Source organism: Pseudomonas cremoricolorata (genome assembly GCF_000759535.1).
Lineage (GTDB): Bacteria > Pseudomonadota > Gammaproteobacteria > Pseudomonadales > Pseudomonadaceae > Aquipseudomonas > Aquipseudomonas cremoricolorata_A.
This window is the reverse complement of record NZ_CP009455.1, coordinates 4,052,266-4,071,736: the sequence shown is the minus strand read 5'-3', so window position 1 is coordinate 4,071,736 and position 19,471 is coordinate 4,052,266. Positions and strand designations below refer to the sequence as shown.

At 64.6% G+C, this 19,471-nt stretch carries 17 protein-coding genes and 1 pseudogene; 12 read left to right on the top strand and 6 right to left on the bottom strand.

Going from position 1 to position 19,471, the window contains the following annotated elements; genetic code table 11:
* Positions 1–14 precede the first annotated feature (14 nt).
* On the bottom strand, positions 15–1,349 hold the full coding sequence (locus tag LK03_RS18455) for a lysine N(6)-hydroxylase/L-ornithine N(5)-oxygenase family protein (protein WP_038413926.1): 1,335 nt from the start codon (positions 1,347–1,349) through the stop codon (positions 15–17).
* Between the two features lie 192 nt (positions 1,350–1,541).
* Between LK03_RS18455 and LK03_RS18450 the strand changes: the two genes are divergently transcribed.
* The 5 genes from LK03_RS18450 to LK03_RS18430 all read left to right on the top strand — a co-directional run bounded on the left by LK03_RS18450 (position 1,542) and on the right by LK03_RS18430 (position 6,162).
* Entirely contained in the window at positions 1,542–1,970 is a 429-nt protein-coding gene (locus tag LK03_RS18450; protein ID WP_038413925.1) for a hypothetical protein, read from the top strand.
* Positions 1,971–2,095: 125 nt separating this feature from the next.
* Entirely contained in the window at positions 2,096–2,569 is a 474-nt protein-coding gene (locus LK03_RS18445; RefSeq protein WP_028694085.1) for a MarR family winged helix-turn-helix transcriptional regulator, read from the top strand.
* A 29-nt stretch (positions 2,570–2,598) separates the two neighbouring features.
* Positions 2,599–3,816: an HlyD family efflux transporter periplasmic adaptor subunit gene (locus tag LK03_RS18440; RefSeq protein ID WP_038413924.1), complete on the top strand. Its 1,218-nt coding sequence runs from the start codon at positions 2,599–2,601 to the stop codon at positions 3,814–3,816.
* A complete protein-coding gene (locus LK03_RS18435) occupies positions 3,813–5,348 on the top strand; it encodes a DHA2 family efflux MFS transporter permease subunit (protein WP_028694087.1) in 1,536 nt (511 codons plus the stop codon). The genes LK03_RS18440 and LK03_RS18435 overlap by 4 nt, the downstream gene beginning before the upstream one ends.
* Before the next feature lie 67 nt (positions 5,349–5,415).
* Positions 5,416–6,162, top strand: coding sequence for a glucose 1-dehydrogenase (locus LK03_RS18430; protein ID WP_038413922.1), 747 nt, complete (start codon positions 5,416–5,418; stop codon positions 6,160–6,162).
* Positions 6,163–6,174: 12 nt separating this feature from the next.
* Here the strand turns inward: LK03_RS18430 and mapR are convergent, their stop codons facing one another.
* Both mapR and LK03_RS18420 read right to left on the bottom strand, forming a co-directional pair.
* Positions 6,175–7,587: a GntR family transcriptional regulator MpaR gene (gene mapR, locus LK03_RS18425; RefSeq protein ID WP_038413921.1), complete on the bottom strand. Its 1,413-nt coding sequence runs from the start codon at positions 7,585–7,587 to the stop codon at positions 6,175–6,177.
* Positions 7,588–7,715: 128 nt separating this feature from the next.
* Positions 7,716–7,955: a DUF3203 family protein gene (locus LK03_RS18420; RefSeq protein ID WP_038413919.1), complete on the bottom strand. Its 240-nt coding sequence runs from the start codon at positions 7,953–7,955 to the stop codon at positions 7,716–7,718.
* Positions 7,956–8,095: 140 nt separating this feature from the next.
* Here LK03_RS18420 and LK03_RS18415 point away from each other — a divergent pair, with 140 nt between their 5' ends.
* Together LK03_RS18415 and LK03_RS22950 are read left to right on the top strand one after the other, a co-directional pair.
* On the top strand, positions 8,096–8,623 hold the full coding sequence (locus tag LK03_RS18415) for an MgtC/SapB family protein (protein ID WP_430962051.1): 528 nt from the start codon (positions 8,096–8,098) through the stop codon (positions 8,621–8,623).
* Between the two features lie 61 nt (positions 8,624–8,684).
* Positions 8,685–8,953 (top strand): annotated as a pseudogene (locus tag LK03_RS22950) (hypothetical protein).
* A gap of 207 nt (positions 8,954–9,160) precedes the next feature.
* On the opposite strand, the gene LK03_RS18410 reads toward LK03_RS22950, so the two are convergent.
* On the bottom strand, positions 9,161–10,060 hold the full coding sequence (locus LK03_RS18410; RefSeq protein ID WP_038413916.1) for a hydroxymethylglutaryl-CoA lyase: 900 nt from the start codon (positions 10,058–10,060) through the stop codon (positions 9,161–9,163).
* 18 nt (positions 10,061–10,078) lie between these two features.
* Complete coding sequence (locus tag LK03_RS18405) at positions 10,079–10,480, bottom strand: MerR family transcriptional regulator (protein WP_038413915.1); 402 nt, start codon at positions 10,478–10,480, stop codon at positions 10,079–10,081.
* A 225-nt stretch (positions 10,481–10,705) separates the two neighbouring features.
* On the opposite strand from LK03_RS18405, the gene LK03_RS18400 reads away from it, so the two are divergent.
* Positions 10,706–12,877: an ATP-binding protein gene (locus LK03_RS18400; RefSeq protein WP_038413913.1), complete on the top strand. Its 2,172-nt coding sequence runs from the start codon at positions 10,706–10,708 to the stop codon at positions 12,875–12,877.
* Positions 12,878–12,969: 92 nt separating this feature from the next.
* Here LK03_RS18400 and LK03_RS18395 read toward each other — a convergent pair whose 3' ends face one another.
* Complete coding sequence (locus LK03_RS18395) at positions 12,970–13,614, bottom strand: HAD family hydrolase (RefSeq protein ID WP_038413912.1); 645 nt, start codon at positions 13,612–13,614, stop codon at positions 12,970–12,972.
* A 92-nt stretch (positions 13,615–13,706) separates the two neighbouring features.
* On the opposite strand from LK03_RS18395, the gene lexA reads away from it, so the two are divergent.
* The 4 genes from lexA to LK03_RS18375 are packed head-to-tail and all read left to right on the top strand — an operon-like array spanning position 13,707 to position 19,464.
* Positions 13,707–14,324, top strand: a complete 618-nt coding sequence (lexA, locus tag LK03_RS18390) for a transcriptional repressor LexA (RefSeq protein WP_038413910.1) — start codon at positions 13,707–13,709, stop codon at positions 14,322–14,324.
* Positions 14,324–14,947, top strand: a complete 624-nt coding sequence (gene imuA, locus LK03_RS18385; RefSeq protein ID WP_038413909.1) for a translesion DNA synthesis-associated protein ImuA — start codon at positions 14,324–14,326, stop codon at positions 14,945–14,947. Before lexA ends, imuA begins: the two co-directional genes overlap by 1 nt.
* Before the next feature lie 3 nt (positions 14,948–14,950).
* Positions 14,951–16,369, top strand: a complete 1,419-nt coding sequence (locus LK03_RS18380) for a Y-family DNA polymerase (protein WP_038413908.1) — start codon at positions 14,951–14,953, stop codon at positions 16,367–16,369.
* Complete coding sequence (locus LK03_RS18375; protein ID WP_038413907.1) at positions 16,366–19,464, top strand: error-prone DNA polymerase; 3,099 nt, start codon at positions 16,366–16,368, stop codon at positions 19,462–19,464. Before LK03_RS18380 ends, LK03_RS18375 begins: the two co-directional genes overlap by 4 nt.
* The last annotated feature ends 7 nt before the right edge of the window (positions 19,465–19,471 follow it).

Genomic DNA, 19,471 nt, shown 5'->3' with positions numbered 1-19,471 from the left:
GGGGCTATTGACGTCTAGACGCTGCTCAAGACGACCGTCGGCGTGCGCCGCTCGAGGTGCCGACCCAAGTCATTGAACAGTGCCTGACCAATCTCCGCCGCCCGCGCGGGCAACACCGAGAGCAGGGTGTCGCTCAGGCCGTGGCTGCTTTCGCAGAAGCCTTGCAGGTACACCGCTGCGTGCAACGGCGGGCGCGCCAACGCACGGTAGTTGCGGTCGACGGCGAAGTCTTCGAGGTACTCGGCCAGTGGCGCCAGCAGTTCACGGTGCGAGCTGCGCGCGTAACCGGTGGCCAGAATCACCGCATCGTAACGGTGGGTCTGCTGCAGGCCGGTGGCCAGGTCGGCGATGGTCAGCTCGATGCCGTCACGGGTAGCGACCACGGCCTCGATCTGCCGACGGCAGAGCACGTTGTGGCGGAACTGATGGGCGACTTTCTGCCGGTACAAAATGCCGTAGATGCGCTCGAGCAGGTTGAGGTCGACCACCGAATAGTTGGTGTTGTGGAACTGCTCGATCAGCTTGCCGCGTTCGGCGGCAGGCTGGTTGAACACCAGGTCGGTGTAGTCGGGGGCGAATATCTCGTTGACGAACGGACTGTCGTCGGCAGGTTTGAGGCTGGCGGCGCGCAGGATCATGTCGACCTTCACCGACGGGTAGCTGTCGTTGAGATCGATGAACGCTTCGGCGGCGCTTTGCCCCGAGCCGATCACCGCGATGCGCATCGGCTTGCCTTCAATGCAGGGCAGGCGAGCGATGCTGCTCAGGTACTGCGAATGGTGGAAGACCCGTGGATCGTCCTTGAAGCCCTGGAAGATCGCCGGCACCTTCGGCGTGCCGCCAGTGCCAACCACCACGGCGCGGGTACGGCGCATCTGTTCGCGACCTTCGTTGTCGTGGGATACCACGCGCAGATGCTCGATACGTCCATCGCGCAGCTCCGGCTCGATGCGCAGCACCTGCTCGCCGTACTGCGCCTGGGTGGCGAAGTGGTCGGCGGCCCAGCGCAGGTAGTCGTTGTACTCCAGGCGGCAGGGGTAGAAGGTGCCCAGGTTGATGAAATCGGCCAGGCGCTGCTTCTGGTGCAGGTAATTGACGAAGCTGTAAGGGCTGGTGGGGTTGCGCAGCGAGACCAGGTCCTTGAGGAAGGAAATCTGCAACTCGCTCTGGCTGGCCAGGGTTTCGCCGTGCCAGCGGTAGTCGTGCTGTTTGTCGATGAACAGTGCATCAAGGGCGTACCCGTGGGTCTGAGCGAGTTCTTCCAGGGCGATGGCCAGGGCCAGATTCGAAGGACCGAAACCCACGCCGATCAGATCTTTGGGTGTTTCTGAGGATGGGGTCTGGCTCATGACGGGTGTCCATGGAAGAGAGGGGAGGCGCGGCGGCCCAGCGGCGGCGTCGGCACGGATACTTCCAAGGGAACGAGCCAGTTATCGGGGAATTTAGCGCCAGGCCACGTGCGCCGGGTCGGTGCTGCCCGGCTAAAGCCTGGCTTTCAGCGGCCGATAGCTTCGGCAAAGGCACAGTTCGAGGCAACCCCGATGGTCAACTTCTCAACGATAGTTACCCCTGGCGTCAGCAGCCCGCTGTCGGCCCTCGCCGAAGCAAGTGAATCCACCCCGTCCAAGGAGGCGCCCACCAGCGTGCGCCTGAGCGGCAAGGCCATGGCCACGCCCGAGCAAGCCCAGGCAGCCGCCCCGGCTCAAGGCAGCGGCGAGCCGGAAACCGTCAAGCAGATGAAGCAACTGATCAAGGACTTGCAAAAGCGCCTGGCCGAAGAGCAGAAACAACTGGCGCAGATCCAGGCTCAGCCCATGGACCCCAGTAGCAAGCAGGCGGCGCTGGCAGGCAAGCAGACCAGCATCGCCTCAATAAGCGCCGCACTGATGACCGCCACCACCCAACTGCTCGAAGCGCTGAACAGCGCAGGCGGCAGCACTGCCGGCAGCATGCTCAGCACCCGGGCCTGAAAAGCAGCTTGCTTGCCGCTTGAAGCTTCAAGCTCGAAGCTGCTTGCTTAGCAAGCTAACAAAAGCTTTGACATTCACTGCCTAAGCAGTAACATTTGCACACACTTCCTCCTGCGCGGTGTGCGATGCCTCATTTCACCCCCGACAACTTCCCCCATTGCGCCATCGGCATGCTGCTCGGGCGAGCGGCGATCCTCAAAGATCGCATCCTCGACTCGCATCTGGAGAGCGAGGGGGTGACCGCCGCGCAGTTCAAGGTGCTGATCATCGTCACCCTGTATCAGGTCGACACCCCGGCGGAGCTGTGCCGCTACCTGGGCGTGGACAGCGGGTCGATGACGCGCATGCTCGATCGCCTCGAGCAAAAGGCGCTGATCCAGCGCCAGCGCTGCCCTGAGGATCGCCGCCAGGTGCGTCTGGCGCTGACCGCCGATGGCCAGCGTCTGGCCGATCGTCTGCCAGAGGTGGGCGCCAAGGCCATGAACGAGCTGGTCGGGGTGCTCCAGGCCGATGAGCTCAAGACCCTCGAAGGCCTGTTGGCCAAGGTGCTGCTCAGCGCCGGTGACCCGTTGATCGTCCGCCGCTTCGGCGAGCGTTGAATCCCACGTCTTTTTCCCAAGGTACCGCCATGGCCACATCCTCTGATGCCAACGCCCCCGCCGCCCAGGCCGAGCAGGCTCCCGCCGCTGATACCGGCAACCCGCGCAAGCGCAAGCTGTGGCTGCTCGGCCTCTTGCTGCTGGTGATCCTCGGCGCCGCCGGCGCCTGGGCCTGGTACGAGATGGTCGGGCGCTGGGAAGAGAGCACTGACGATGCCTACGTCAACGGCAACGTGGTGGAAATCACCCCGCTGGTGACCGGCACGGTCATCAGCATCGGTGCCGACGATGGCGACCTGGTGCATGCCGGCCAGGTGCTGCTGCGCTTCGATCCCTCCGACACCGAAGTGGCGTTGCAGGCCAGCCAGGCCAAGCTGGCCCGTACCGTGCGTGAAGTGCGCGGGCTGTACAGCAACGTCGATGCGCTCAAGGCGCAGGTGCAATCGCGCCAGGCGGCGCTGAAAACCGCCCAGGACAACTTCAATCGGCGCAAGCTGCTGGCCCAGGACGGGGCGATTTCCGCCGAAGAGCTGTCCCACGCCCGCGATGACCTGACCTCGGCACAGAGCGCGCTGGACAGCGCCCGCCAGCAGCTCAACACCAGCACCGCGCTGGTCGACGACACCCAGGTCGCCTCGCACCCGGAAGTCATGGCCGCCGCTGCCGAGCTGCGCCAGGCCTACCTCGATCACGCCCGCACCACCTTGGTGGCGCCGGTCACCGGCTATGTCGCCAAGCGCAGCGTGCAACTCGGCCAGCGCTTGCAACCCGGCACCGCCACCATGGCGGTGATTCCTCTGGATGAGGTATGGATCGACGCCAACTTCAAGGAAACCCAGTTGCGCGACATGCGGATCGGGCAACCGGTGCAGGTGACCGCCGATGTCTACGGCAGCGACGTCAAATACCGCGGCAGCGTCGAAAGCCTGGGCGCCGGCACCGGCAGCGCCTTTGCCTTGCTGCCGGCGCAGAACGCCACCGGCAACTGGATCAAGATCGTCCAGCGCGTGCCGGTGCGCATTCGCCTCGACGGCCAGCAGCTCAAGGACCATCCGCTGCGCATCGGCCTGTCCACCGTGGTCGAGGTCGATCTGCACGACCAAAGCGGCGCGATTCTGGCCCAGCAACCGCCGCAGCAGGCCACTTACACCACTCAGGTCTACGACCAGCAGTTGGATGAGGCCGACGCGATGATCAGCCAACTGATCCGCGACAACAGCGCCGCCGGCAAGACGGCCACCCGATGAGCAACGCGGCCCCTGCGCAGTTCACCCCGCCGAGCCTGCTGCTGACCACCATCGGCCTGTCGCTGGCGACCTTCATGCAGGTGCTCGACACCACCATCGCCAACGTCGCGCTGCCGACCATTTCCGGCAACCTGGGGGTCAGCTACGAGCAGGGCACCTGGGTCATCACCTCGTTCGCGGTGAGCAACGCCATCGCCTTGCCGCTGACCGGCTGGCTGAGTCGCCGCTTCGGTGAGGTGAAGCTGTTCATCTGGGCCACCTTGCTGTTCGTGCTGGCTTCGTTTCTGTGCGGTATCGCCCAGTCGATGCCGGAACTGGTGGGCTTTCGCGTGCTGCAAGGGGTGGTGGCCGGGCCGCTGTACCCGATGACTCAGACCTTGCTGATTGCCGTCTACCCGCCGGCCAAGCGCGGCATGGCACTGGCCCTGCTGGCGATGGTCACGGTGGTGGCGCCGATTGCCGGGCCGATTCTCGGTGGCTGGATCACCGACAGCTACAGCTGGCCGTGGATCTTCTTCATCAATATTCCGATCGGCCTGTTCGCCGCCGCCGTGGTGCGCCAGCAGATGCGCGCACGTCCGGTGCACACCAGCCGCCAGCCAATGGACTATGTCGGCCTGCTGACGCTGATCGTGGGCGTCGGTGCCTTGCAGGTGGTGCTCGACAAGGGCAACGACCTGGACTGGTTCGAATCGCCCTTCATCATTGGCGGCAGCCTGATTTCCCTGGTGTTCCTGGTGATCTTCGTGATCTGGGAACTGACCGACCGCCACCCGGTGGTCAACCTGCGCCTGTTCGCCTATCGCAACTTTCGCGTCGGCACCATCGTGCTGGTCGGCGGCTATGCCGGATTCTTCGGCATCAACCTGATCCTGCCGCAGTGGTTGCAGACGCAGATGCACTACACGCCGACCTGGGCTGGCCTTGCGGTGGCGCCGATCGGCCTGCTGCCGGTGCTGATGTCGCCGTTCGTGGGCAAGTACGCGCACCGCTTCGACCTGCGGATTCTCGCCGGCCTGGCGTTCCTGGCGATCGGCGCCAGTTGCTACATGCGCGCCGGCTTCAACAGTGACGTCGACTTCCAGCACGTGGCCCTGGTGCAGTTGTTCATGGGCATTGGCGTGGCGCTGTTCTTCATGCCGACCTTGAGCATCCTGCTGTCCGACTTGCCGCCCCAGCAGATCGCCGATGGTTCGGGGCTGGCGACCTTCCTGCGCACCCTGGGCGGCAGCTTTGCCGCCTCACTGACCACCTGGATCTGGATTCGCCGCGCGGACCAGCACCACGCCTACCTCACCGAGCACATCAGCACCTACGACCCGGTGACCCGGCACACCCTCGAGCAGATGGGCGGGGCCAACCTGCAGAGCTACGCGCAGCTCGAGCAGATGGTCAACGCCCAGGCCTACATGCTGTCGACGGTGGACTACTTCACCTTGATGACGTGGATCTTCGCCGGGTTGATTCTGCTGGTGTGGTTCGCCAAGCCGCCGTTCTCGGCCAAGCCGGCGCCGGGGTCGGGCGGGCATTGAGGTGGCAGAGTCGCAGCGGCGGCCTGTTGGTCTAGGGTGTGGAGTGTCATCAGATCAGGAACTGGATATGAACAAGGTCATGCTCATCACCGGTGCTACCCGTGGCATCGGCGCTGCCACGGCGCTGTTGGCAGCCCGCGAGGGGTACCGCTTGTGCCTGAACTACCATGCCGACCAACAGGCCGCCGAGCAGGTGCTCGAGGCCGTGCGTCAACTGGGCGCCGAGGCCATCGCCGTTCGTGCCGATGCCAGCGACGAGCAGCAGATTTCGCAGCTGTTCGCCCAGCTCGACCAGCGCTTCGGCCGCCTCGACGTACTGGTCAACAACGCCGGCACCACCGACCTGCAAAGCCGCCTGGAAGGCATGGATCAAGCACGCCTGCTGCGCATGATGAACATCAACGTGGTCGGGCCGATGCTCTGTGCTCGCCAGGCGCTGTTGCGCATGTCGCAGCGTCATGGCGGCGAGGGCGGGAGCATCGTCAATGTGTCGTCGCTGGCGGCGCGGCTCGGCTCGCCCGGCGAGTACGTTGACTACGCCGCCTCCAAAGGTGCACTGGACACCTTCACCATTGGCCTGAGCAAAGAGCTGGCAGGCGAGGGCGTGCGGGTCAATGCCGTGCGCCCAGGCCTGATCAATACCGGCTTCCATCAGCTGAGCGGCGATGGCGAGCGGGTCAGCAAACTGCAGGCCGGCGTGCCCATGGGCCGCGGCGGTGAGGCCGAGGAAGTGGCCCAGGCGATTCTCTGGCTGGCCTCGGACAAAGCCTCGTACTGCACCGGCAGCCTGCTGGATGTGGGCGGCGGGCGCTGAGCGCGGGCATGTTCAAAGGAACGAGCGGATGATCTTGCCCAGGGTTTCCATCGCTTTTTCCGTGGTCTCGGTCCAGGGGCTGCCGTAGTTCAGGCGAATGCAGTGGCCGAAACGCTGGGTCGGCGAGAAGATTGGCCCTGGCGCGATGCTGATGCCCTGGGCCAGCGCCAGCTGGAACAGTTTCAGCGCATCGACCTGCTCGGGCAGCTCGAGCCACAGGAAATACCCGCCCGAAGGCTGGCTGACCCGGGTTTGCGCCGGGAAATAGCGGGCAATCGCTGCCAGCATGTTGGCCTGCTGCCCCTCCAGGGCATAGCGCAACTTGCGCAGGTGACGGTCATAGCCGCCGTGCTGCAAGTAGTCGGCAATCGCCGCCTGGGCCGGCATAGAGGCGCACAGCGAGGTCATCAGCTTGAGCCGTTCGATCTTCTGCGCGTAGCGCCCGGCGGCCACCCAGCCCACCCGATACCCCGGGGCCAGACTCTTGGCAAACGAGCCGCAGTGCATCACCAAGCCCTCGGTGTCGAAGGCCTTGGCCGGTTTCGGCGCCTGCTGCGCGTAATACAGCTCGGCGTAGACGTCGTCTTCGATCAGCGGCACCTGGTGCTTGCGCAGCAGCTCGACCAGGGCCTGCTTGCTGGCCTCGGGCATGCTTGCGCCCACCGGGTTCTGGAAGTTGGTCATGCACCACACCGCCTTGATCGGGTGCTTGTCCAGAGTCTGCGCCAATACCTCCAGGTCCATGCCCTGACGCGGCTGCACGGGAATTTCCACGGCCTTGAGCTTGAGCCGTTCGAGCACTTGCAGGCAGGCATAGAAGGCCGGCGCTTCGATGGCCACCAGGTCACCGGGTTCGGTCACCGCTTGCAGGCACAGGTTGAGCGCTTCCAGGGCGCCGTTGGTGATCAGCAGTTCCTCCATGGGCAACATCAACCCGCCGACCATATAGCGCAGGGCGATCTGCCGGCGCAGTTGCGGGTTGCCCGGCGACAGGTCGCTGACCACCACCTGCGGGTCCATGCTGCGCGTGGCACTGGCCAGCGAGCGCGCCAGGCGCTGCAAGGGGAACAGGCTGGGGCTTGGGAACGCCGAACCGAACGGTACGGTGGACGGATCCTTGATCGAGTCGAGAATTGAAAACACCAGCCCGCTGACATCCACCTCGGTGGACTCGCTGACCGGCGCCAGCGCCTGTGGCTCGACGAAGGTGCGTGGCACATGGCTGTTGACGAAGTAGCCCGAGCGCGCACGAGCACGGATCAGGCCGCGGCGCTCGAGCAGGTAGTAGGCCTGGAAGACTGTCGAAGGGCTGACGCCGTGGGTCTGGCTGGCGTAGCGCACGGAAGGGATACGCTGGCCTGGGCCCAGTACGCCACTGCGGATCAGTTCGGCGATGTCATCGGCAAAGCGTTCGTAGCGTTTCATGGCGGCTCGGCGGGCAGATCAAGTGGACAGGGCGGTTGATTCAACCGCCTGCCACTATGGCTGTCGAGCTGTTTTCAGCACAGGCTCAGTAATTGCGAATAACACCGTATCAGTTGCATTGCTCGTGCTCAGATCACCGAGCCGGGAACGCTGGCCTTGAGGTGTTTACGGCTGTCGCGGGCGCCGGCCACAGTCAGCGCATCGGCCTCAGCCTCGGTGATCGGCACGCGCAAATCCTCCAGTAGCGCGACCGACATGCGCAGTTGTTCGTCGGTGATGATCTCGATCTGGACGCCTTCGGCTTCGAGCGTGCGCTCGGCGCCGATCAGGGTGCAGCGATGGGTGGTGGCATCGATCTGGACAGGCATGGCGAACTCCTTTCGGTTTGGCTGACAGGCGTGTGACTGTGCGTCAGTGCAGGTTGCTGCATTCGCGCGCTTAACGGCGCCGATGGCACTCGCCCTCAGGTGCGGGGTCCATGCTCTATCAGCAGGCTGGAGACGTTTCGATGGATGACTGGCTGGAGAACGTCTGGGCGGCGGTGACTGCCGAGTTCGCCGACATCACCGATGAGCAGGAGGTGGCGCGCATTCTGGTGCGCCTGATGATGGCGGCAGTGCTTGGCGCGGTGCTGGGTTTCGAGCGCGAGCACCGCGGCAAGTCTGCCGGGGTGCGCACGCACATGCTGGTGTCGCTGGGGGCTGCGCTGTTCGTGCTGGCGCCGAGCATGGCCGGTGCCGACGAGCAGGCCTTGAGCCGGGTGATTCAGGGCATCGTCGCCGGTATCGGCTTTCTTGGTGCGGGCACCATTCTCAAGGGCAATGGCGGTGATCCCAGTCACGTCAAAGGGCTGACCACGGCGGCGGGTCTATGGATGACGGCGGCAATAGGCACGGCGGCGGGAATGGGGCGCGAGGCCACGGCGTTGATCAGTACGCTGCTGGCGCTGCTGGTGCTGAGCAGCATGCCGGCGCTGGTCGAGCGGATGGGCGGGGAGCAGGAGGAAAAGAAAAAGGAAGAAGGCACCAAGCACTGAGGGGAGCCTAAGCTCCCCTCAAAGTCGATTGCCTGCTCTTTTTATTGTTCGTGACACACCGATTGTTGTTTTTGTTGGCGTGTCCGGGTGTTGCGGTGGCCCCCATCCGGGGCACAAGAGCAAACGTATTTTTTTGAGCGCTGTCGGGGATTCATCATTGCTGATCCAACCGTGGCTGCCGCTACCTGAGGGTAGTTTTATTGTTCTGTGCCAGGCTGCGGGGCTGTGACCCCGGGAAAACCCTTCTACTTCAAAAAGATCTGCTTGCTACGCTTCTGCCGTGTTGTTCTTGTTATGTCAGAACCGTTGTCTGTTGTTTTTATTGGGTGAGGCATTTGTTGTTCTTGTTATGCAGGAATATATAGCAGATGGCGTGCCAACTTTTGGTAGCCCTTTAAAATCAATAGTTTAGGTTTTGAGTGCGACATTTTGCCTCGGTGAATTCTGTCGATTTGTTTCCCTGTTACCCGATTTTTCGCTGGAAATTGGGGTGGGGTAACACTTCCCGAAACACATCAGTGCACGCGGTGAACCTTTTTAGCCGGCAGCGCGCGCACGTGCGACCCGTGAACCGCTGGCACGGCCGAGCACTGCGCTGATGCGTTGCCCGGCGGCTACCAGCAAGTCGAGGTCGATACCGGTTTCTATGCCCAGGCCTTGCAACAGGTACACGAGGTCTTCCGTGGCCACGTTGCCGGTGGCGCCCTTGGCATACGGGCAGCCGCCGAGCCCGGCCACCGAGCTGTCGAATACCCCGATACCCTCCAGCAAGCTGGCATACACGTTGGCGATGGCCTGGCCATAGGTGTCGTGGAAATGCCCGGCCAGCTGCGCCCGTGGCACCCGCGCACCGACCACCTCGAACAGGCGTCGAGTGGCGCCGGCGGTGCCGGTGCCCAACGTGTCACCCAACGATACCTGGTAACACCCCATGGCCATCAGCGCTTCGGCCACCGGCGCCACTTCTTCGGCACGCACTTCACCCTGGTAGGGGCACCCGAGCACGCACGAGACATAGCCGCGCACCCGTACACCTTCGGCCTGGGCACGCGCCATGATCGGTTCGAAGCGTTGCAGGCTTTGCTGGATCGAGCAGTTGATGTTGCGCTGGGAAAACGCCTCGCTGGCGGCGGCGAACACCGCCACTTCGCGCACGCCGGCGGCCAAGGCGTCTTCCAGCCCGCGCAGGTTTGGCGTCAGTGCGGCATAGGTCACCCCTGGGCGCGGCGTCAGCGCGGCGAATACCTCGGCAGAGCCGGCCATCTGCGGCACCCACTTGGGCGAGACGAAGCTGCCCACCTCAATGTTGCGCAGCCCGGCCGTAGTCAGATCCTCGACCAGGCGCACCTTGTCGGCGACGCTGATCGGCTGGGCTTCATTCTGCAGGCCGTCGCGTGGGCCGACTTCCACCAGTTCGACGGATCGAGGCAGTGACATGGCGTGATTCCTCGTGGGTCAGGCAATCGAAGAGGGCGCATCGCTGGCCGTGGCCAGGGCTTGCTCGCAGCGTTCCTGCGCGGTGTCCAGCTCCAGATGCATCTGCTGGATGTCGAGCATCTGCTGTTCCAGCTGCGCACGCCGCTCGGCGATTTTCGCCAGCATGCTGTGCAACTGGCGGGTGTTACCGCCACTGGGATCGTACAGGCTGATGAGGTCGCGGCACTCGGCAAGCGAGAAACCGATGCGCTTGCCGCGCAGAATCAGCTTCAGAGTGACCTTGTCACGGGCGCTGTAGATCCGCTCAAGGCCGCGTCGTTCGGGGCTGAGCAGGCCCTGTTCCTCATAGAAGCGGATGGCTCGGGTGGTGATGTCGAGCTCGCGGGACAGGTCTGTAATGCTGTAAGTCGGATGGCTCATGCTGGGGCTCGCAGGGAAGGGCTGCACGTCGTTGAGGTAACGCTACTGTCCGCCTTACGTAAACGTCAAGCCAAGTATCCCTTAGCGTTAAACCGTTGGCAGTGCGCTGCTGGTTGAGACGCGTGGCGCAATCGTGAAAATTCCTGTGGAACGACTGCGGCCGATTGCTCTCATAAGAGTCAGACTCGGGCACCCAGGCCCGTTGAAAACGATGGTCTGTATGAGATGAATTCCTTGACAGACGGCGCCGCAGAGCGTCGGAGCGCCAATTTCCCGGGCTTCTTGCGTGAGGGTGGGACGGTTGCAACCTTGCTTCAGGCACTGGACTGGTCTCGCTCGCCCCTGAGCCCCCCCGACCAGTGGTCGGCCAGTCTGCAGACGCTGATGGCCACCATCCTTCCGGCCAAGGCGCAGATCGTTCTGTTCTGGGGGCCGGAGTATATCGCCCTCTATAACGACGCCTACGCTCCGACCATTGGCGCCAAGCATCCCAAGGCCCTGGGACGGCCTGCGCAGGAGAACTGGAGCGAGCTGTGGGATGACCTCGAGCCGCTGCTGCGCGGTGTGCGCGAAACCGGCGAGACGTTCTCGGCACAAGATCGACCCTTCTATATAGAGCGTCGTGGCCTGGGTGAGACAGCCTGGTTCGACGTGTCGTATTCGGCAGTGCGCGAGGTCGATGGCAGCGTCGGTGGCATCTTGTGCATCGTCACCGAAACCACCGAGCGGGTGCAGTTCGAGCGGCGCCAGGCGTTTCTGCTCGAGCTTGGCCGCACACTGCCAGCACTGGGCGATGCTGCGCAGATCGAAGCACAGGCAGTCAGCCGACTGGGTCAATACCTGGGTGCATCGCGGGTGTTCTTCGCTCAGGATAAGGGTGACACGCGGCATTTTGTCGTTGAGCAACAATGGCTCGATGGGGCGCCGTCGATGGCCGGTCAGCACCAGTACGCGCACTTTGCCGAGCACCTCCACCAACGTCTGGGCAACGGTGAGCGCATCGTGGGTGATTTTGCCGCCGGCGAGCAGGCCGACCTGTGCGCCAGTCTGTTGCTGCCGGTGACCGGTAGCAGTGGCCTGGAAGCGACCCTGGCCGTGCATTTCCATACGCCCCATGCATTTCTTGAAGATGAGTGCCTGCTGATCGAAGAAACGGCCAAGTTAGCCTGGTCGGCCATCACCCATGCCCGTGCCGAGGCCAAGCTGATCGCGCTCAATGCCAGTCTCGAACAGCGGGTGGCCAGCATGCTGGCCCAGCGCGAAGCGTCGCTGGTGCAACTGCATGAAGCGCGCAAGATGGAGATGATCGGCCAGCTCACCGGTGGCATCGCCCACGACTTCAACAATATGCTCACCCCGATCATCGCTTCGATGGAGCTGGTGCAACGACGGCTGCCGGATGATCGCTCGCAACGCCTGGTCAACAGCGCCCTGCAGGCCGCCGACCGTGCTCGCACCCTGGTCGGCCGACTGCTCACCTTCGCCCGACGCCAGACCTTGAAGCCGCAGGTGGTGGGCTTGGCTGGGCTGATCGACGATATGCGCGAACTGATCGCCCGCTCCCTGGGGCCGACCATCGATATTCACATCGCAGTCGACGCTGATCTGCCCGGGGTGGTCGTCGACCCCGGGCAACTGGAGCTGGCCTTGCTCAATCTGGTGGTCAATGCGCGTGACGCCATGCCTGAAGGCGGACGCGTGCAAATCCGCGCCGGTGTGGCTGACGAGACGACCGTGCGTCCTGCGGGTATCGTTGCCGGCCAGGTGATCTGGCTGCAGGTTGCCGATAACGGTTGCGGTATGGATGAGAGTGTTCTGGCGCGCTGTTTCGAGCCGTTCTATTCGACCAAGGCCGTGGGGCAGGGCACCGGCCTGGGCCTGCCGATGGTCCAAGGCCTGGCAGTGCAATCTGGCGGTGGCTTCACCGTGCGCTCACGGTTGCGCCTTGGCACGGAAGCCACCTTGTGGCTGCCGGCAAGCCGGGCGCCGAGCTTGCCTCGCGAGAGCGATATGCCACTGTCGCAGGCGCCGTTGTACAGCGCCCACGTGCTGCTGGTGGACGATGAAGACATCGTTCGTCAGGCCACTGCGTTGCAGTTGCGTGATCTGGGGTATCAGGTCACCGAAGCACAGAGCGCGGCGCAGGCCCTGCAACTGATCGATCAGGGCCTGGCCCTGGATGTACTGGTGACCGACCACGTCATGGCCGAAACCACCGGCGCCGAACTGGCCCACCAGCTGCGCCAGCGCATGGCCGACCTGCCGATCCTCATCATCACCGGCTATGCCAACCTCAGCCCCACCGAATTGCACGGCTTCGAAGTCCTGCGCAAACCCTTCCGCCGCGCCGAACTGGCCCATAGCCTGGCGCGGTTGCAAGAGGTGAAGATGGGGTAGGGGTCGGAGCCTGCAGCCATTGATCAGCGTCTTTAGCCGCGAAAAAGCGTGGATCTGTTACGTCCTGGGCCAGACGGCGGTTGTTACGGCCGCTACAGCAATGCCCACAACCGCTCATCGTTGAAATCCTCGATCACCAGTTGCGCCCCGGCCTCGCGCAGCTTTTGCGCAGGTTGGGTGGTGCTCAGTGCCACGGTATAGATCCCTGCTGCAACGGCGGCAGCGACACCCGGCAGAGAATCTTCGAAGGCCAGGGCCTCTGCCGCCTTGGCATCCAGTCGCTGCAAGCCGCTGAGGTAGGGCAGCGGGTCGGGTTTGGCGCGGGCCAGCTCTTCGGCCACCAGCACATGCTCGAAGGCATCGCCCAGGCCCATGGCGCCGAGCATGTGCTCGGCATTGAGCCGTGGCGCGTTGGTGACTACGCACAGCCCCATGTGCCGGGTGCGGGCGTGTTCGAGTACGCGTAGCAGGCCGGGCATGGGTTGCAGCTGCGGCGAGCGCTCGCGGAACAGCGCTTCCTTGCGCTCGGCCAGGGTCTGGCGTTCTGCGGCGCTCAGCGCGGGAAACAGATCGGCGAACAGCGCGGCGTTAGCGCGGCCGCTGACCTTGGCGTCGAATTCGGCCTGGCTCAGGTGACGGCCATCGTGCTCATGGAGCAACTCGCGGAAGGCTTGCAGGTGCAGGGTGTCGGTGTCGGTGAGGGTTCCGTCGAGGTCGAACAGCAACGCGCGTGGCATGCAGGCTCCAGGTGAAAGATCGCTTTGGCTGGCCATGATAACCACCTCGAGCGATGAACAGGGCTATTCAAGGCGTACGGAAAAGAGTACAAATGTGCTCCATGGATACCTTGACCCCCAAACGCCGGGCGATCCTCGCGTTCATTCGCGAGCGCATCGCCGAACACAACCAGCCACCCAGCCTGGCCGACATCGCCACGCGCTTCGGCTTCGCCTCGCGCAGCGTGGCGCGCAAGCACGTCAGCGCCTTGTGCGAAAGCGGCTATATCGATGTCACGCCCAATCAGGCCCGCGGTATTCGCCTGGTTGCTGCCGTCCGGCGTCCCGAACTGCTTGAGCTGCCGGTGCTGGGCCGGGTCGCCGCCGGGGCACCGATCGGTCCCGACCTGGACATCCACGAACACCTGCAGATCGATCCGAGCCTGTTTCGTCGCACACCAGACTACCTGCTCATGGTGCGCGGTGACTCGATGATCGGCGATGGCATCCTCGATGGCGATCTGGTCGGTATCCGCCAGCAGGGCGAGGCCCAGGATGGGCAGATCGTGGTCGCACGGCTCGATGGCGAGGTGACCATCAAACGCCTGCAACGTAGCGCCAGTGGCTATCGGCTGATGCCGCGCAACCCCGCTTATGCCCCCATCGAAGTCGGCGCCGACCGCGAACTGGTCATCGAAGGGGTGTTCTGTGGTCTGGTGAGGCGCGACTGATGGGCGCGGTGGTCGATCTCGAGCGTCTGCTCGAACAACGCCAGGTCTGGCGGGGTGGACAGACGCAGGTTCGACCCCAGGGCCTGCAACCTACCGGGCATGCACAGCTCGACCAGCAACTGCCTGAAGGCGGCTGGCCAGTGGCTGCGCTCAGTGAACTGTTGCTGGCAAGCACCGGCTGTGGCGAGTTGCAGCTGCTGTGGCCGACCCTGGCTCGGCTGACCGGCGAGCGGCAGCGGGTGGTGCTGGTGGCGCCACCGTTCATTCCCTATGCGCCGGCCTGGCAGGCAGCAGGTGTCGATCTGCGCTGGCTGGCGGTCATCGATGCCAGCGGCCATGACGTGTTGTGGGCCGCCGAGCAGTGCCTGCGCTCGGGCAGCTGCGCGGCAGTGCTGTGCTGGCCAGCCCAGGCCGACGACCGCGCCCTGCGGCGTCTGCAGGTGGCCGCACACACCGGCAATGCCCTGGCGATCGCCTGTCGGCCCTTGCAGGCAGCGAACAATCCGTCGCCTGCGGCACTGCGCATCGCCCTCGATGTGCGCCCTGCCCAGTGGCGCGTGCTCAAGTGTCGCGGCGGGCAGGCGTCTGGCGCGCCGTTGGCCCGTCCATGGCAGGGCAGATGAGCCATGCTCTGGGCCTGCATCGTGCTGCCGCAATTGGCGCTGGATACCGTCCTGCGCGACCGCGACGACCCCGACACGCCACTGGTGCTGCTCGGCGGTCCGACTCAGCGTCGGGTACTCCAGTCCGTCAATGCTGCGGCAGCCGGGTTGGGGCTGCGCGCCGGGCAGACGCTCACCGCTGCCCGCGCTCTGGCGGAGGGTTTCACCTGTGTCGAGTCCGATCCGGCCCGTATCGAGCAGGTGCAGCAGATGCTCGCCGCCTGGGCCTACGGCTACAGCGCCCAGGTCAGCCTGCATTATCCACGCTCGCTGTTGTTGGAGGTGGGCTCGAGCCTGCGGCTGTTCGGCGCCTGGCCGACCTTGCAGGCGCGGTTGCGCGAGCAACTGAATGCGCAGGGTTTGCGCCAGCGCATCGTGCTGGCGGCCAATCCGGTGGCGGCGCGCATGTTGGCCAATGCCCATGACGGTCTCGCTGCGACCACCCCTGAGCAGACCCATGCGGCCGTGGCGCAATTGCCGATCGCGCGCAGCGGCTTGCCCGAGGAAGTGGCTCAAGCCTTTGCCCGCATGGGGCTGCGCCATGTGCAGCAGTTGTTGGAGCTGCCACGCGAGGCCCTGGCCCGACGCTTCCCGGCCAGTGTGCAGCTGCACCTCGACCAACTGCTCGGGCGCCGCCGTCTGCCGTTGGCCTTCTATCAGCCGCCCCAATGCTTCGAGGCCTCGCTGGAGCTGAACTTCGATGTCGAATCCCATCAGGCACTGCTGTTTCCCTTGCGCCGCCTGATCGGCGACCTGGCGGTGTTTCTCGTCGGCCGCGATTGCGGCGTGCAGCGGCTCGATCTGCACCTGGAGCACGCCGAAGGGCAAAGCACCTTGCTCAGGGTCGGTCTGCTGAGCGCCGAGCGTGATGCAGGCTTGCTGTTCGAACTGACCCGTGGTCGCCTGGAGGCCCTGCGCATTCCGGCGCCGGTGCGCAAGTTGCGCCTGCAGGTCGATGACCTGCCGCGCTTCGTACCGAGCCACCAGGGCCTGTTCGACCCACGTGCGGCCCAGGCGCAATCCTGGCAACAACTGCGCGAGCGCCTGCGCGCACGCCTGGGCGATGCGGCAGTCAATGGCCTGAGCGTGTACGCCGACCATCGCCCTGAACAGGCCTGGCGCAGTGTCGAAACCGAGCCTGGCAACGCCGTCGGAGCAATGACCGGACAGCGGCCAGGCTGGTTGCTGGCCGATCCGCAGAAACTGGCGCCCAGCACGTTCACGGTACTCGGCCAAGCCGAGCGTATCGAGTCGGGATGGTGGGATGGCGGCGATGTGCGCCGCGACTATTTTCGTATCGAAACCCGTGACGGTTTGCGCGGTTGGGCGTATCAGGACATCGCTCAACCCGGCCAGTTATGGCTGCAAGGCTGGTTCGCATGAAGCAACCGCCGCTGTACGCAGAACTGCACTGCCTGTCGAACTTCAGCTTTCAGCGCGGCGCTTCGAGTTGCGACGAGTTGATGCGCCGCGCCGCCCAGCAGGGCTATCAGGCTCTGGCAATCACCGATGAATGTACTCTGGCCGGTATCGTCAGGGCCTGGCAGGCGGCCAAGGCCCACGGCCTCAAGCTGATCGTCGGCAGCGAACTGCGTGTGCGGGACGGCGCCGGGCTGGACGGTCCCAGGCTGGTGCTGCTGGTCGAGGACCTGCGCGGTTATCAGAATCTATGCGTACTCATCACCCGCGCCAGACGCCGGGCCGGCAAAGGCCAGTACCTGTCGTTGCGCGAAGACTTTCACGGTCAGGTCGAAGGGCTGCTGGCGATCTGGGTACCCGAGGTTACTGGCGATCCAGCGCCGGGAGCCTGGTTGCGCGAGGTGTTCGGCGAGCGTCTGTGGCTGGGCGTGCATCTGCACCGCGGCGCGGACGATGATCGCCTGCGCGCCATGGCCGAGCGTCTGGCCCAGCAATTGGGCATTCGTGCAGTAGCATGCGGTGATGTGCACATGCACGTGCGTGGGCGCCGCGCCCTACAGGACTGCCTGACCGCCATCGGTCTGGGTTGCAGCGTGTTCGATGCCGGCACGCGGCTGTTCGCCAATGGTGAGCGACATCTGCGCAGTCTGGAGCAACTGGCCGAGTTGTATCCTCCGGCATGGCTGGCCGAAACCTTGTCCATTGCCGAGCGCTGCGAGTTCGACCTCAGCGAACTGCGCTACCAGTATCCCCGCGAACTGGTTCCGCAGGGCCACTCGCCGAGCAGTTGGCTGCGCCACCTGTGTGACGAGCGCCTGCCGATGCGTTGGCCCAACGGCCCCAGCGTCAAAGTGCGTCAGGCTTTGGCGGGTGAACTGGCGCTGATCGAGGAACTGGGTTACGAGAGCTATTTTCTCACCGTGCATGACATCGTCGCCTTCGCCCGCAGCCAGCATATTCTCTGCCAGGGCCGTGGCTCGGCGGCCAACTCGGTGGTGTGCTATGTGCTGGGGATTACCGAACTCGACCCGATGCGCCACCGCCTGCTGTTCGAACGCTTCCTGTCCCGTGAGCGTAACGAGCCACCGGACATCGATGTCGATTTCGAGCACGAGCGTCGCGAAGAGGTGATCCAGTATGTGTTTCGCCGCTACGGCCGCCAGCGCGCCGCGCTGACCGCGGTGGTCAGCACCTACCACGCCGCTGGCGCCGTGCGTGACATCGCGCGGGTGCTCGGCTTGCCGGGCGATCAGGTCGATGCCCTGGGCAAATGCTGCGGGCGCTGGACCGATCACATTCCCGACGCCCAGCGTCTGGCCGAAGCAGGTTTCGACGCCCAAAGCCCTTGGCTCAAGCGCATTCTGATCCTGGCCGGTGAACTGATCGGCTTTCCTCGACACCTGTCGCAGCATCCCGGCGGCTTCGTCATCAGTGAGCAACCTTTGCACCAGCTGGTGCCGGTGGAAAATGCCGCCATGGCCGAGCGCACGGTGATTCAGTGGGACAAGGACGACCTCGACATGGTCGGTCTGCTCAAGGTCGACGTACTGGCGCTGGGCATGCTCAGTGCCTTGCGCCGCTGCTTCGACCTGATCCACCTGCACCGCGGTCGTCGGCTGACCCTGGCGACCATTCCCAGTGAAGACCCGGCCACCTACGCCATGATCAGCCGCGCCGACACCATGGGTGTGTTCCAGATCGAATCCCGCGCGCAGATGGCCATGTTGCCGCGGCTCAAGCCCAAGACCTTCTACGACCTGGTGATCGAAGTGGCGATCGTGCGGCCTGGGCCGATCCAGGGCGACATGGTCCATCCGTACCTGCGCCGGCGTCTCGGCCAAGAGCCGATCAGCTATCCCTCACCAGCGCTCAAGGCCGTGTTCGAGCGAACCTTGGGCGTGCCATTGTTCCAGGAGCAGGTGATGGAGCTGGCCATGGTAGCGGCCGACTATAGCCCAGGTGAAGCCGATCAGTTGCGCCGCAGCATGGCCGCCTGGAAACGCCACGGCGGCCTGGAACCGCACCGCAAGCGCCTGCTCGACGGTATGTTGCGTAACGGCTATGAGGTGGCGTTCGCCGAGCGCGTGTTCGAGCAGATCAAAGGCTTTGGCAGCTACGGCTTCCCCGAGTCCCACGCTGCCAGTTTCGCCTTGTTGTGTTATGCCAGCAGTTGGCTGAAGTGCCACGAACCGGCGATTTTCACCTGTGCCTTGGTCAACAGCTGGCCGATGGGTTTCTACAGCCCCGATCAGTTGCTGCAGCAGGCGCGGCGCCAGGGTATCGATGTGCGTCCGGTGGATGTGGCGCATAGCCAGTGGGATTGCACGCTGGAGCCTGACGCCAAGGGCGAACTGAGCATTCGCCTGGGTCTGCGACAGATCCGCGGGTTCATCGAAGCCGATGCCCAGCGCCTGATACAGGCACGTTCAGTACAGCCCTGGCAGAATGTCGAAGACCTCTGTCTGCGCAGCGCACTGGATGCGCGGGCCCGTGCCCGACTGGCCGATGCCGGGGCCCTGCGCGGGCTGGCCCGGCACCGCCATGAGGCCCGCTGGGCAGTGGCGGCGGTGCAGGCGCAGTTGCCGCTGTTCGCCGAGATCGGCAGCCTGGCTGAACCCGCCGTTGCGTTGCCGGTACCGAGTGTGGGCCAGGACGTTGCCGCCGATTACCAATCACTGGGCACCACCCTTGGCCCGCATCCGCTGGCGTTGCTGCGCCCGCGCCTGCGCGCACTGGGCTGTCGCAGTGCCGCCGAGCTGGATGAGCTGGTGCATGGCGATCAGCTCGCCATGGCCGGCCTGGTGGTCGGGCGGCAGCGACCGCAGACGGCCAGTGGTGTGACCTTCGTTACCCTCGAAGACGAATTCGGGCTGGTCAACGTGGTGGTATGGCGCGAGCTGGCCGAGCGTCAGCGCAAGGCTTTAGTGGGCTCACACTTGCTCAAGGTCAGCGGTCGCCTCGAGCAACAAGGCGAGGTACGCCACTTGATCGCCCGACGCCTGGATGACATCAGCCCGCTGCTGGGCGGGCTGAGTGTGCAGAGCAGGGATTTCCACTGAGATCGGC